The sequence below is a fragment of the Alkalibacterium sp. m-11 genome, assembly GCF_054658155.1.
On sequence record NZ_BAAGIR010000003.1, the window covers coordinates 45,822 to 60,279 of the forward strand.

General features: G+C 43.6%; 10 protein-coding genes. 4 read left to right on the forward strand and 6 right to left on the reverse strand.

Translation table 11 applies throughout. The features are described 5' to 3' along the window. The 4 genes from comGB to ACYQ2O_RS00865 form a co-directional block, all read right to left on the reverse strand. The gene (gene comGB, locus ACYQ2O_RS00850; RefSeq protein ID WP_346025572.1) at positions 1-1,065 is read right to left on the reverse strand and encodes a competence type IV pilus assembly protein ComGB; all 1,065 of its coding nucleotides are present in this window, start codon (positions 1,063-1,065) and stop codon (positions 1-3) included. Continuing rightward, positions 1,013-2,083: a competence type IV pilus ATPase ComGA gene (gene comGA, locus ACYQ2O_RS00855; protein ID WP_346025584.1), complete on the reverse strand. Its 1,071-nt coding sequence runs from the start codon at positions 2,081-2,083 to the stop codon at positions 1,013-1,015. Before comGA ends, comGB begins: the two co-directional genes overlap by 53 nt. A gap of 124 nt (positions 2,084-2,207) precedes the next feature. Then, on the reverse strand, positions 2,208-2,933 hold the full coding sequence (locus ACYQ2O_RS00860; protein ID WP_346025573.1) for a YebC/PmpR family DNA-binding transcriptional regulator: 726 nt from the start codon (positions 2,931-2,933) through the stop codon (positions 2,208-2,210). A gap of 115 nt (positions 2,934-3,048) precedes the next feature. Then, entirely contained in the window at positions 3,049-3,564 is a 516-nt protein-coding gene (locus ACYQ2O_RS00865; protein ID WP_459795820.1) for a VanZ family protein, read from the reverse strand. A gap of 105 nt (positions 3,565-3,669) precedes the next feature. On the opposite strand from ACYQ2O_RS00865, the gene ACYQ2O_RS00870 reads away from it, so the two are divergent. Continuing rightward, positions 3,670-5,475 carry a M3 family oligoendopeptidase gene (locus ACYQ2O_RS00870; protein WP_459795821.1) on the forward strand — a complete coding sequence of 602 codons (1,806 nt, stop codon included), beginning with the start codon at positions 3,670-3,672 and terminating at the stop codon, positions 5,473-5,475. Positions 5,476-5,934: 459 nt separating this feature from the next. Here the strand turns inward: ACYQ2O_RS00870 and ACYQ2O_RS00875 are convergent, their stop codons facing one another. Further along, entirely contained in the window at positions 5,935-7,449 is a 1,515-nt protein-coding gene (locus tag ACYQ2O_RS00875; RefSeq protein ID WP_459795822.1) for a C40 family peptidase, read from the reverse strand. A 243-nt stretch (positions 7,450-7,692) separates the two neighbouring features. Here ACYQ2O_RS00875 and trhO point away from each other — a divergent pair, with 243 nt between their 5' ends. Then, the gene (trhO, locus tag ACYQ2O_RS00880) at positions 7,693-8,658 is read left to right on the forward strand and encodes an oxygen-dependent tRNA uridine(34) hydroxylase TrhO (protein ID WP_346025577.1); all 966 of its coding nucleotides are present in this window, start codon (positions 7,693-7,695) and stop codon (positions 8,656-8,658) included. 187 nt (positions 8,659-8,845) lie between these two features. Beyond that, on the forward strand, positions 8,846-11,623 hold the full coding sequence (locus tag ACYQ2O_RS00885; RefSeq protein WP_346025578.1) for a transglycosylase domain-containing protein: 2,778 nt from the start codon (positions 8,846-8,848) through the stop codon (positions 11,621-11,623). A 144-nt stretch (positions 11,624-11,767) separates the two neighbouring features. Here the strand turns inward: ACYQ2O_RS00885 and ccpA are convergent, their stop codons facing one another. Then, positions 11,768-12,769, reverse strand: coding sequence for a catabolite control protein A (gene ccpA, locus ACYQ2O_RS00890; protein WP_346025579.1), 1,002 nt, complete (start codon positions 12,767-12,769; stop codon positions 11,768-11,770). Between the two features lie 228 nt (positions 12,770-12,997). Here ccpA and ACYQ2O_RS00895 point away from each other — a divergent pair, with 228 nt between their 5' ends. Further along, positions 12,998-14,095, forward strand: a complete 1,098-nt coding sequence (locus ACYQ2O_RS00895; RefSeq protein ID WP_346025580.1) for a M24 family metallopeptidase — start codon at positions 12,998-13,000, stop codon at positions 14,093-14,095. Positions 14,096-14,458 lie beyond the last annotated feature (363 nt).

Below are 14,458 nucleotides of genomic sequence, written 5' to 3' on the forward strand. Positions count from 1 at the left end.
TTAAAATGTATCCATAACAGTAAATGTGGGCAGCAGCAGAGCGGCATAAATCGCAACAATGACTAATGCAACACCTACAAAAACAATGGGCTGGATTAGAGCCATCAGCTGTTCTGTCTTCCGGTCAAAATCCTCTTCACAGCTGTGGGCAAACATTGTCAGTTCATGGCCAAGTTTTCCGGAAAGCTCACCCTGACGAATCACTTCCTTCAATTCTTCGTTTAAAAAATGATAGGGGGTTAGAGATTCAGAAAAAGACAGACCCTTAAGCATTTCACTCTCGATTCGCTTCCCTATATCCTTGACCAGCTTCGAGCTCTGCTCTCCTTTCATAATTGTGATGACTTCAAGGAGACTGCAGCTTCCCTTGATCAGCTGGCCCCACTCGTAAGCAAAATACTGGCTCCAGTAAAGCGTGAATAATGTGGAGCGGCTCCATCTGGTGAGTGTATTCAGTTTCTCGACTTCACTTTTCCTGCTGTTCGCTTTTTTAAATATGAGAATTGCTGTTGTGATCAGACCAGCAGACAGTGCCAGGCCCTCGGGTGTCCGGTAGACCAGCATAACAATCAGGCGCGTGCTCAACGGCATGACCTCTGACTGGAATGAAGTAATCTGTTCAATATGAGGGATGAGAATGTACCGCATCATAAACAACATGACTACAATAAAGCCTGTCAGCATCAGCGGGTACTGAATAATGCTAAGTAGCTTTCGTTTGCGCTCTGCTCGTTTCATCAGCTGCTGCCCCGCATGCGATATGGCTTCATGCAGGTGTCCATGATACAAAGCAAAGTGAATCTGTGTGCTCACCGATTCGGGAAAGCCGCATCGTCTGACTCCAGCTGACAGTTCTCCTCCTTCAAGTATTTCCTGTCTGATCGTGTCTGCCCATCCTGCCGCTTCCTTTTTTTCGAGTGTTCTCAGGAAGTCCAGTGCCTCTTTCATGGAAAACCCTTCTCCCAGAAGTCTTCCAAGTCGCGACAGAAAGCGACCCTGGAGGTAAAGGAACCTAGTGCTCAGGAATGAGGTAGCGGTCGCAGGTCTGTTTCGAAATATAGCCATAGGCAGTCACCTTTTCCAGTAAATGATTAAATGAACGTTGCGCATCTTCACGGGATTTCTTTTCTCCCGACTCCACCAAACTCCTTTTGAGTGCTTCCCCAGTTCTGACTTCGAATAAAGCGGCACGTTTCTGATCTCTGGGATAATGGGTACAGAAGGTTCGACAGTTTGTTTCACACAAGGGACAGTAAAGTGGAAGCAGCGTCTGGAAAGATATCCCTATCAGTGTCTGCTGGAGCAATGGCCGACTGATTCCCAGTTCCATCAGCCTGGATATGACCCCTGTGCAGTTTTTGGCATGGATCGATGCCACAATCAGGTGACCAGTCAGGGCGCCTCGAATGACCATTCGTGCCGTTTCTTCATCCCTTATTTCTCCAACGATGATCACATCCGGGTGATGTCTGAGAGAACTTTTCAGCAAGTGTTCATATGATACGCCCGCCGTCTCATTGACCTGTGTCTGCAAGAAGGAGACTTCTTCAATCTCAACGGGATCTTCTACTGTAATCACCTGCTGTTTTTCACCTCTTATCCTGTTTTTAACCAGATGATACATCGTGGTCGTCTTGCCTGAATCCACAGGACCTGAAAAGAGAAGGAGACCCGATTTGGCATCGGCCAGTTTTTTCAGCTGCTGCCATTCATACTGAAAGAATGTCCCGATCTCTGACACGTCTGTTTCTTTCTGCTTTAAAAGCCTGATTACCAGAGACTCCTGACTCTGGTAGTTACTGATCGTGGAGAATCTCAGGTCAATGGCTTTCTTTTCGAGCTGAAATGTCATCGATCCGCTTTGAGGTCGCCTTTTCTCGCCGACATCCATATTCGACAAGTATTTAAATAACGATATGAGCCGTCCCCCTTCTTCTCTATCCAGATAGAATTGTTTGTCCATCTGTCCATTCAACCGGAAATAGATATCATAGTGTTTCTGTTCCGGCAGAACATGTATATCACTCGTTCGGTAAGAATCAGCTACTGTCAGAAGATGCTGTGCGAATAATTCGGTATCCAGTTTTTACCACCCCTCCATAAAATTTTTCTGTCTACTATATATATTGTTCTTTTATCCTAAAAGTGACGAAAAAAAATAGACATTGGACAATTTTTCTGTCCAGTGCCTATTAAGTGAAATTATTTTAAATGTCTGCATTATGGTAAACTTCGCTTACGTCATCATCATCTTCAAGAGCATCGATCAGTTTTTCAAACACACTGACTTTTTCCTCAGGAACAGGTACAGTAGTCTGTGGAATCATCGTTAGTTCCGACTGGTCCAGCTCGAATCCTGCTTCTTTCAGTGCATCCCGTACTTGAGCGAATTCCGTTGCTTCGGTATAGATTTCAAAGACATCGTCGGACGTTTCCAGATCTTCTCCGCCAGCTTCCAGTACGTGCATCAGCATGTCGTCTTCATCGATATCGAGATTTTCTCTGCTGATTGCAATATAGCCTTTGCGGTCGAACATATAGTTGACCGTTCCTTTTTCTCCCATTGATCCGCCATTACGGTCGAATGCCACTCGAATATTTGTGCTTGAGCGGTTAAGGTTATCAGTTAGGGCGTAAACCAGAACAGCAATTCCGCTTGGTCCGTATCCTTCATACAGCACTTCTTTATAGTCAGCTCCCTGACCTGAATCAGTGGCACGCTTGATTGCGCGGTCGACATTGTCGTTAGGCATATTGTTTGCCTTCGCTTTGTCTACAGCCAGTCTCAATGCAGCATTCGTATCGGGATCAGTACCGCCGTCTTTTGCTGCCTGATAGATTTCTTTTGACAATTTCTGGAAAATCTTTCCTTTTTTTGCATCTTGTGCACCTTTACGATGCTGAATATTTTTCCACTTGGAATGTCCTGCCATTCTATTTCCTCTTTCCTGATCTTAGTGTTTGTCCTTTGTTATTATACCAAAAATCTTTTGTCATTCAAGGTGGTCAGGTTGCGCTTTCATTGCCGTCTTTAGTCAGTCCGTTGAATCAGGCTTTGACACGCGATCGCCTTCTGCGTGGTTTAGTGGACAGCAGGCCGGAAATGACCCCAGTCACAGCTCCTGCAGTATCCAGAATGACATCTTCCATCAACGCTGTCCGGTTTGGATGAAAGGACTGCCTTAATTCATCAAATGACGCATAGCCTATCGACAGCATCACAGCCAGCAGTACAGTTAAGTACGGATTGTCCACTCTGTTTCTTAATCCTAAGTACCAGAACAGGCCTAAAAAGAAATAAGAAATGAAATGGGCCCCTTTTCTAAGGAAAAACTCTAAGAATCCAACATAACCACTAGCTTCGATACTGACTTCACTGCCTGCATACATGAATGCCATACGCTCCAGCAGCCCTCTGAACGGTTCATTTTCAAGCCATTGATTAAGAATTGGCTGGACCGTCTGCTCCTGATAGCTCATAGAGGAACTGTAGTACAAAATAGCCATCACAGCAAAGGCAGAAAGAAGATAGATGTTATCTGCAGTCCTTGTTTTTTTTCTCATATTTTTACACACCCCATTAGTCAATACTATTATTCTAACTGATGTCCCTTTATATGAAAAGGGAAAAACGATACAATGATACCAATCAACTAAGGGGGAGACTGTATGCAAACACAATTGAACTGGGATATGGAACGGATTTTTAAAGGGGGAAGTGATTCTGAGGAACTGAGTCAGTTTATTGACGGCATCAGAGAGACGATTTCAGAAGCTAAAAAACTGATTATAAACTGGTCGGCTGAGCAGGCCAATTCTCATACTGCTGAGCTGCTCGATTTTCTGGACAAGCGCCAGACTGCTTATGACAACTTATCAGAAGCATCAACATTTTCAAGAGGCATCCTTTCTGCCAACGTGAATGATTCCAAGGCGGCCAAACGCGTTAATGAACTCAGCCGTCTCGGTAGTGAGATGAGCGATGTAGAGACTTTATTTATGAAAAAGCTGAAAGCTGTTCCTGAAGATCAATGGACTGAACTGATTGCTCATGAAGGACTTAAACAGAGTTCCTTCAATCTGAATGAAAAAAGAGAAAAAGGTAAAAAGCTTTTATCTGAAAAAGAAGAACGCATCATACAGCAGCTCTCACTGGATGGTCTGGAAGGCTTTGGGAACGTCTATCAGTCTCTAGTGAACAGTATACGTGTGCCGTTTAAAAAAGATGGAGAGTTATCCACTCTGTCAGCCGGTCAGGCAGCCAATAAGTTATCAGGGGATCCGGACCCTGCTGTCCGAGAATCTCTGCTTGATAACTGGGAGCTGACCTGGCACGCCAAGGCGCCACTGTTTGCTGATACTTTAAATCATCTGGCAGGGTTCCGACTACAGACCTATGAGCTCAGAGGAGAAGACCATTTCCTTGATCCTGCTCTGGAATACAACCGTCTGAAAAAGGATACCTTGGATATGATGTGGGATACGATTACCGAAAACAAACCTAAAGTGGTAGACTTCCTTAATCGCAAGGCCAAGCTGATGGGCAAAGACAAGCTCAACTGGGCAGACGTGACCGCCCCTATTTCTTTAGGGGACTTCGAGCCTAAATCTTATTCATTTGAAGAAGCTCAGTCTCTCGTCGTCGATCACTTTGCTTCTTTCAGTCAGGAGATGAAAGAACTGGCTGAAACTGCATTTGAACAGAACTGGGTGGAAGCCGAAGATCGAGATGGTAAGCGCCCTGGTGCCTACTGTTCCAACTTGCCTATGAGTGGCGAATCCCGAGTGTTCATGACTTTTTCCGGTTCCGCTAACAATGTATCCACTCTTGCTCATGAACTGGGCCACGCCTACCATAGTCATGTTATGAGGGATCTGCCTCATCTGAACCGTCGCTATGCAATGAATGTAGCGGAAACTGCATCAACATTCTGTGAAATGGTTATCTCGAGTGCGACAGTCGAGGCAGCTGAGTCTATTGAAGAAAAAATCGCTCTTCTGGACAGCAGAATCTCACGTGCTGCTGTCATGTTCATGAATATTCATAGCCGTTACCTGTTTGAAACACGTTTTTACGAACAGAGACAGAAGGGGCTGCTTGACGAGAAGGAACTGAGCCAGCTGATGGAAGATGCTCAAAAAGAAGCATTCCAGAACGCGCTAGACACCTATCACCCAATGTTCTGGGCAAGTAAACTGCATTTCCACATAACTGGAGTGCCGTTCTATAACTTCCCGTATACATTCGGTTTCCTGTTCAGCCTGGGGATCTATTCTCATGCGAAGAATCAGGAATCGGCCTTTGAAGATGACTACCGTGAACTGCTTAGAGACACGGCCAGCATGACGACTGAAGATCTGGCTGAAAAACACTTGAACGTCGACTTGACACAACCTGATTTCTGGCAGGCCGCAATTGATGAAGTTTTGGCAGATATCGATGAGTACATGACTCTGACCGACTCCTATATTTAAGTTAGTTGTCAATTTTTATTGATGTCAGATTTGTTTTAGTCTAGCGCATAAATCAGGACAAAGTTCGGGTAATATAAGATCTGAATACAAAAGAGCAATGAGTCACCGTTATTATCAGGACGGGCGCTCATTGCTTTTTCATTATGTATAAGTGATGGAATGACAATGTGGAGGCTTGTAAGTTGAAGGTAATTCGACTCTCAGATCAAAGTCATAGTGCAAGGTCCGCTTCAGTATGTCGCAAGATTCGTCTTGGAACCCACTCAGGTTATAATGCAGCCTCAAGTCTGTCCTAGCCAAATATATAAAGGGTGCAGGTCTACAAAAATATGCTGAGATTACTGAGAGCTGAATCTTGGATCAATATCAGTTGCTTGTTCACTACTTGAGGGGGAAAATCTGGCTATAAACTCAAAAAGGGACATGCCCGTTCAGGCATGTCCCTTTTTGAGTTTGCTATTAATATCTTCCGTATCCTACAAATCGAGCACCCCAGTAGCCAGTGTGAGCGTTGGTATACGCGACACCCGTACTAGTCTGAGAACCGATAAAGCGTCCGCCGCCAACATATATCCCTACGTGAGAAATTGTAGATCCATTTTCAGAGAAGAAAATCAAATCGCCAGGTTGCGCGTCACTTCTGGATATCTTTCTTGAAGAGGCATACTGTCCAGCTGCTGTACGTGGCAGTGAAATGCCTACTTGTCTAAAAACAAGAGATGTAAATCCGGAACAGTCAAGGGCACTTGCCGTACTTCCTCCCAGCTGGTATCTTGTTCCCAGCAATCTAGTTGCATGTGGCTGAAGTGTTGCCCAGCTTGTTCCTCCGCTTGGAGCAGGAGCTGGTGCAGGCTTGTTGGATGATTCATTTGAACTTCCACCTGTTCCATTTCCACCACCATTGTTAACTGAATTACTTCCTGAGTTATTACCAGAGTTGTTTCCAGAATTATTGTTGTTAGATGATTCAGTATTTGATGCGGAACCTCCGTTATTTCCGGAAGATGATTGGTTTCTATCTGAATTAGATGGTGCAGGAGTTTCTGAGCTGGATGATTCAGGCTCAGAAGTTTGAGAAGCTTGAGAAGATGATAATGAGACTTGAGCCTCTTCTTCAGCTGCCTGCTCTTCAGCACGTGCTACAGCTTCTCTTTCTTCCTGTTCACTCTGTTCTGCTTCTGCTCGTCTTTGTTCATCAGCTTCACGAGCCGCCTGTGCAGCTTCCTCACGTGCTACAATCAGTTGAGAAACAGCTTGTTCTGCTTCAGCTCTCTGCGAAAGATAACGATCTCTGTCAGACTGTGCGGTGGCTCTTTCTGCTGCAATCTGTGCAACGAGCACTTCTTTTTCAAGTCTCTGCTGTTCGAGGTCCTGAGAAATGACTTCAAGTTCAGCACCCAGTGCATTCTGTTGAACGATCGTCTGTTCAGTCCGTTCCTGCTTCTCGGCAACTGCTTCCATGTCTCTTACCTGTGCTCGAACCAGTTTACGGTTAGATGACACGAGACTGGACACAATATCAATTCGGCCGATGATATCCGTTAGTGATTCAGCCTCTATGATAAATTCGATATAGCTGGTCGTCTGTCCATCGACCTGGATTTTTCTGGCCTGACTTTCCAGCTGTTCAGTTCGCTTGGAAATAATGTCTTCGAGTTCAGCAATCTCCTCCTGAAGCTCTTTCATTTCAGCATGAGCTGCTTCCAGTCGCTCAACTACTTCATTGATTTTATCTTCATTGGCAGTGATATCACGATCGAGAGTCTTTAACTCGTCTTCTGCATTGCGTACCTGTTCCTGAAGAGAACTGATTGTTTCTTCAAGGTTATGTACCTGATTGTCGGTCTCTTCAATGATTGATCTTTGTTCATCAATTGCATCGTTAAAATCGTCTGCTGATACACTCGGTACAGCAGAAAATGTACTAAGTAATAGTGCACTTGATAAAGTTGACAGTATAAGTTTCTTGATCAACAAAAGCCCCTCCATTAATCGTCAATTCATAGTTTTTAGATGTCAGCGTTTTAATTTATTGGATAAAGTATAACATTATGTCGAGATGTTTAAATTTCAAGTATATTACACTTAGATGTCAATTTTACATTCGAAATGGCTATACTCCCTGAGACTACTTGCATTTTGTAAGCGAAACGACTATACTTTTTAGTGATTCCATAAGAATGGACTAGATCATACCCAGCAACAGGAGGAAATTAAATGAGTGATTATCGTGTATTGCTTTACTACAAATATGTAAAAATAGACAACCCTGAACAATTCAGAACCGAGCACCTGGCTTTATGTAATGATATCGGGCTAAAAGGGCGCATTCTCGTTTCGGAAGAAGGAATTAACGGAACTGTCTCCGGTACAGTCGAGCAGACTGATGCTTATATGGAAGCTGTAAAATCTGACGAGCGCTTCAATGACCTGTTCTTCAAAATGGATCCTGCGGAGGGGCATGCATTCAAGAAAATGCATGTCCGTTATCGTCCCGAAATCGTCTCTCTAAGTTTGGGTGAAGACGACCTCGATCCGAATGAAATTACTGGGCAATATCTAGAACCTACTGAATTCAGACAAGCGCTGGAAGATGAGAATACAATCGTTCTTGATGCGAGAAACGATTATGAGTACGATCTGGGTCATTTCCGAGGTGCTGTACGTCCTGAAATCCGATCCTTCAGAGAACTTCCGGAATGGATCAGGAAAAACAAAGAAAAATTTATGGACAAACGCATCGTTACCTACTGTACGGGAGGGGTACGTTGCGAGAAATTGAGTGGTTGGCTTCTTAAAGAAGGGTTCGAAGATGTTGCTCAACTTCATGGTGGGATTCATAACTACGGTACGCACCCTGAGACTCAGGGTGAACTGTGGGACGGAAAAATGTATGTTTTCGATGGCCGCATCAGTGTGGACATCAACCGCAAGGAACATACTGTTATCGCTAAAGACTGGTTTGACGGTACACCGTGTGAACGTTACGTTAATTGCGGCAACCCATTCTGTAACCGTCAGTTCATTACTTCCGAAGAAAATGAGCACAAGTATTTAAGAGGCTGTTCTCATGACTGCCGTGTTTCACCGGAAAACCGTTACGTCAAAGAGCATCACCTAAGCAGAGAAGAAGTGGTCGAACGATTAGAAAAAATCGGAGAAACTCTACCTGAAACAGTCTAACCATTAATCCTTTACGTAAAATGATTCCTATTTTCGTAAAGGATTTTTTCTTGCAGGTACTTAACAATTCTGTCACAGTCCACTCATTTATATGTGCTTTATCTCCTCAATTATTTTATTTCTACCCTTATTTTGCTATAATATAGCAAGCTACACGACTATTAAATCAAACTTAAAGGAGTTCATAATGAAGCGTTCTGAAGAAAAGAAGCAAAGACAGACAGAAGAAACGAATGAACCCTCACGTTTCGAGAATGTTGTCTATTATTTTGATATTTTTTATCGGGTCGTCAAGTCCCTTATTATTATGCTGGTTGTCATACTTCTTGTAGGAGGTTCACTAGTAGCTGGAGCGGCAGTCGGATATTTCGTTTCACTGGTCAGTGGAACTGACATTCCTGACCATGAAGTGATGGTCCAGCAGATTTACGATTTTAACGAAACATCAACAATGTATTATGCAGGTGGAGAAGTGATCAGTGATCTGAGAGCGGATCTCATGAGGACACCAGTTGAACTGGAACAGATGTCTCCACTTCTAGTTGACGCGATTATAGCAACGGAAGATGAGTACTTCTTCGATCATGAAGGAATCGTTCCTAAAGCTATCGCCCGTGCCCTCGTTCAGGATCTGACAGAGTCTGGTGCCTCTACTGGTGGATCGACTATAACACAACAGCTGATCAAACAACAGATCATTGGCGGGGAAGTTTCGCATGAGCGTAAAGCTAATGAGATTCTTCTTGCCATGCGCATCGAGAATTATATGGATAAAGAAGAAATTCTGGAAGCCTACCTGAATGTATCCCCGTTCGGCAGAAACAATAAAGGCCAGAATATTGCGGGTGTTGAAGAAGCCGCTCAAGGGATCTTTGGAGTTCCTGCATCAGAAGTGACCCTTCCTCAAGCCGCATTTTTAGCTGGACTGCCTCAGCGTCCAAACGTCTTCAGTCCTTATACAAACACTGGTGCCATCAAGGAAGATCAGGAACTTGGCTTGCGCAGACAGCGAGAAGTACTGTTCAGAATGTACCGTGTAGGGCTCATCACTTACGATGAGTATCAGGAAGCTTTAGAATACGATCTGACACAGGACTTTTTAAATCGTGAAGAAATCGATTATGAAGATTTGTCTTATGTTTATGACCGTGCAGAATTTGAAGCCCGTCGTATTCTAGTTGTTCAGGCACTCGAACGTGACGGTATTACGAATGAAGAACTGGAAGAAAATCCTGATCTATTAAGTGAGTATGAAGAACAGATTCGTTCTGAGATTAGAAATGGCGGTTACCAAATTCATACAACGATTGACCGTGATGTTCACCATGCAATGGAAGAAACCGTAAGAGAGTATCAGGATCAGCTAGGAGCTGAACAGACTTACACATGGGAAGATGCAGACGGGAATACTCAGTCCACTACTCTTCCTGTTCAATATGGCGGATCATTGATTGATAATGATACCGGACGAATCATCGGATTTATCGGTGGAAGAGATTATGAACTAAGTCAATTTAACAATGCATTTCAGATGAACAGAAGTCCAGGGTCAGTCATAAAACCGCTCGCAGTATACGGACCGGCTATTGACGCTAACCTTCTTAATCCCGCTACTATCATACCTGATACAGAGGTTGAAATAAGAGATGAGTGGAATCCAGCTACTGGAGAATGGAATTATTACACTCCGACAAACGTTGGAGCCACAACTAATGAGTGGCTGACTGCCAGAGAATCTCTTGAGGATTCAAAAAACTTGGCTGCCTTTAAAATTCATGCTGAATTAATGAAGGAAGACGTCGATCTGGAAAGTTACATTAGAAATATGGGAATTACTGCTGACGATGTTGCGCCTGAAACAATCAGTTTCCCTTCGTTTTCTATCGGTGGACCTGATGGCCCCTCTCCTGTCGGCCTGATCAGCGCATTTTCAACTATTGGAAATAACGGTCAGCATGCAGACGCCTACATGATTGAACGCATCGAAAACAGTGCAGGTGAAATTATTTATGAACATGAAGTGGAACAGACTGAAGTATGGAGCCCGGCTTCCAATTATCTGCTAATCGATATGCTACGAGGAGTTCATACTGATGGGACTGCACAAGGAACCATTGATCAGCTGAATTTTTCTTCAGACTGGGTATCAAAAACAGGAACTACTCAGGATCGTCACGACGTCTGGTATATCGGCAGTACCCCAAGCGTATCATTTGGAACATGGATGGGGTATGGAACAAACGAGCTCTCATTAAGAGATGACTTTGGTCTCCATCCAAGCAGACGTAACCGAGACATGTGGGCACGCATTATGAATGCTGTCCATGCGGTTAATCCGGATATTCTTGGTGTGGGCGAAACCCATGCTCGTCCTGATGGTGTAACTGAAGATTCTGTCATAGTAGATACTGGTATGAAAGCCGGTGAAGTTGAAGCCCCTGACGGATCGACATTCAACTACTCTGGTAATACACATACTGAACTGTTCAAGTCAGATAACGTTCCTGGAACCACAGTTTATGACTTTGCAATCGGAGCAACAGATGAGGAATTGGAAGAATTCTGGGGTCGTGCATTATCTTCCGACGACGATGATGATGATGATGACGATGAAGACGATGAAGACGATGAAGAAACAGAAGACGATGCTGCTTCAGATGACGAGTCCAATGGCGACGAGTCATCTGAAGCACCTGAACCTGAACCAGAATCTGAGCCGGAACCTGAAGACGATGAAGACGATGAAGAAGAATCTTCTAACGGAAACGGTAATGGCAACGGGAATGATAATGCCTCATCCAATGGAAATAACGGATCGAGCAGCGGAAATGAGTCGTCTGATGATAATGACGACTCAAATGACAATGGATCATCTAACGGTAACGGCAACGTCAACTCTGAAGCCACACCACCGTCTGACAAAAATGATGATGACGATGATAATACAGATGACGAAGAAGAATAAATTCTAATTGAAACAGCTGCTCACCTTAACTGGTCAGCAGCTGTTTTTTAATTTACCTTTTCCATATGATTATGATGGCCTTAATTAAAAATGCATTGTTAGCGCAAAAAAAGGACAGCCAGTACAGCTGTCCTTTATCACCTTTTATTTAGTTGTTCCTTTAGCATCTATCGTATATGGAAGTTTGACAGTCTTTTCGTCAATCTCTTCTTTATTCATCAATTTAGTCAATAGACGCATCGCTACAGCACCAATATCATACAATGGCTGAACGACGGTGCTCATCTGCGGACGGGTCATTGCTGTTAGTTTTGAGTTGTTAGATGTGATAAGCTCAAAATCTTCAGGAATTGATACCCCTCTATCAAGGGCAGCATTAAGAATTCCGACTGCCAGTTCGTCATCAGAGACTACTGCTGCGGTAGCGCCAGCTTTTTTAAGTTGTTCAAATACTGCTTCGCCTACTTTGTAGGTGTATTCAGATTGAAGAACTAGATCTTCGTTATAAGAGATGGACGCTTTTTCAAGAGCTTTTTTATATCCGTTCAGACGATATTGTCCGTTAATTGGCTCATCGTGGCTTTCGGAAATAAATGCGATCTTGCTGTGTCCGTTTCCTACCAGCATATCTACGCTATCTTCAGTAGCTGTTTCGTAATCAATATTGACACTGCCTACTTGTTCATCCGGGTCAACAGTACCTGCCAGTACGACCGGTGTGCGGGAACGGGAAAACTCAGCTCTAAGTTCTTCTGTAATTTTGTTACCCATGAAGATCACACCGTCAACTTGTTTGGCCAACAGTGTGTTGAGCACCTGAACTTCTTTCTGTTCATTTTCATCTGAGTTTGCAAGAATAATGTTGTACTTGTACATCGTTGCAATATCATCGATGCCTCGTGCCAGAGAAGAGAAATACAAATTTGTGACATCTGGAATGATGACTCCAACCGTAGTTGTCTTCTTGCTTGCGAGCCCTCTTGCTACGGCATTAGGACGATAGTCCAGTCTGTCAATGACGTCCAGAACTTTCTTTCGGGTAGTAGGTTTGACATTCGGGTTACCGTTGACTACGCGTGACACCGTAGCCATGGATACTCCGGCTTCACGTGCCACATCATAAATCGTAATTGTTTGCTTATCCATTATTTAATCTCCTTTAACATATATAGAATAAAAATCTTGTGAGCGCATACTTCTGTTAACAGAATAACAGGAAATGTAACCTTTTTCAATTAAATCGATAAATTTTCATGAAATTTTCTAAAACTTTTTCAGAAAAGGCTTTATTCATAATCATTCTATCATTTTCTATTCTAAAAGAGAAGTTTTTGGTACACTAAAACCACGATTAATTTAAAAGGATGGATAATTATGAACCCACTTGACGCATTTAAAAAATATATGATTGATCAGACCTTGTCTTTTGTATATATTGACAATCCGGATACTATCGCCCATCTTACTGGTTTCTACAGTAATCCTCATGAGCGCGTACTGGCTCTACTAATCACGGCTGACTCCACTCAATTACTTGTACCAAAACTGGAAGAATCTGAAGCCCGCTCCTATGGTGCCGTTGATATAGTGACTGGCTATAAGGATGAGGACAACCCTTGGGCGATCCTGAAAGAGAATGTTGCAGAGGACGGATTATTTAACACAATCGGCATCGAATCAGATTATCTTGTAGTAGACCGCTATCATCAGTTGATGTCACTCTTCCCTGATGCTTCATTCAAGTCTGTCACATCATACCTTCAGAACATGAAAGTAATTAAATCCGGTGAAGAGATTCTTATAATGAAAGAGGCTGGTTATCTGGCTGATGAAGCCCTGCGTGTCGGCATGGACGCCCTATCCACAGGCATAACTGAACAAGAAGTCGTTGCTGTCATTGAGTATGAGATGAAAAAATTGGGTGTTAAAGAGATGAGCTTTGATACGATGGTGCTGTTTGGCGATCACGCTGCCAGCCCGCACGGCACTCCTGGAGATCGAAAGCTTCAGGCCGGTGAACTTGTGCTCTTTGATCTCGGTGTGGTCTATAATGGGTACACCAGTGACGTGACACGCACGGTCAGTTACGGGGACCCTTCACCTAAGCTTAAAGAGCTATACTCCATTGTGCTTAACGCTCAAAAAACAGCTCAGGCAGCTGTACGGCCGGGCATTACAGCAGGAGAATTGGATGCTGCGGCAAGACAGATCATTACTGAATCAGGTTATGGCGACTATTTTACTCATCGCCTGGGTCATGGCCTGGGGCGATCTGTCCATGAATTTCCTAATATTGCCCCAGGAGTCACCATCCCAATACAGACCGGCATGTGCTTTTCTATCGAACCTGGCGTATATATAGAAGGAACGGCAGGCATTCGAATTGAAGACTGTCTGGTTGTAACTGATAAAGGAGCTGATCCTTTTACCCAGACTACTAAAGAACTAATTGTTCTTCCAGTTAAAGAATAAAAAAACTCCCTTATAATACACATATTGACTGTAGAGCAGAGAGCCTGCAAGTCACATGTACTATAAGGGTATCTTTTTATAGGAAAAAATCATCTTCTTCAAGACGTTTCTGTTTTGATTTTTCCATTACTGTCAACGTTCCATCTGATTCAAGGATCGCTGCATAACTTCCAAATGCAACAATAATCATTCTTTTGAGACTCCCACGGCTAAAGCCGCAAGCCCGAACCTTTCGGTTTGACGGGTGGGATTCTTGAGTGCTTGTACGAACGCAGTCCATTTCTGTTTTGTTCAAGCCTCAAGGTGAGGGCATCTCATTGCCCCTCCTAAGACAGTGCATATAGCATCTTAGGCTGGTTAACT

Coding starts and splice junctions, on each gene's coding strand:
- comGB (WP_346025572.1), bottom strand. CDS start 1,065: ATGGCTATATTTCGAAACAGACCTGCGACCGCTACCTCATTCCTGAGC.
- ACYQ2O_RS00860 (WP_346025573.1), bottom strand. CDS start 2,933: ATGGCAGGACATTCCAAGTGGAAAAATATTCAGCATCGTAAAGGTGCA.
- ACYQ2O_RS00865 (WP_459795820.1), bottom strand. CDS start 3,564: ATGAGAAAAAAAACAAGGACTGCAGATAACATCTATCTTCTTTCTGCC.
- ACYQ2O_RS00870 (WP_459795821.1), top strand. CDS start 3,670: ATGCAAACACAATTGAACTGGGATATGGAACGGATTTTTAAAGGGGGA.
- trhO (WP_346025577.1), top strand. CDS start 7,693: ATGAGTGATTATCGTGTATTGCTTTACTACAAATATGTAAAAATAGAC.
- ACYQ2O_RS00885 (WP_346025578.1), top strand. CDS start 8,846: ATGAAGCGTTCTGAAGAAAAGAAGCAAAGACAGACAGAAGAAACGAAT.
- ccpA (WP_346025579.1), bottom strand. CDS start 12,769: ATGGATAAGCAAACAATTACGATTTATGATGTGGCACGTGAAGCCGGA.
- ACYQ2O_RS00895 (WP_346025580.1), top strand. CDS start 12,998: ATGAACCCACTTGACGCATTTAAAAAATATATGATTGATCAGACCTTG.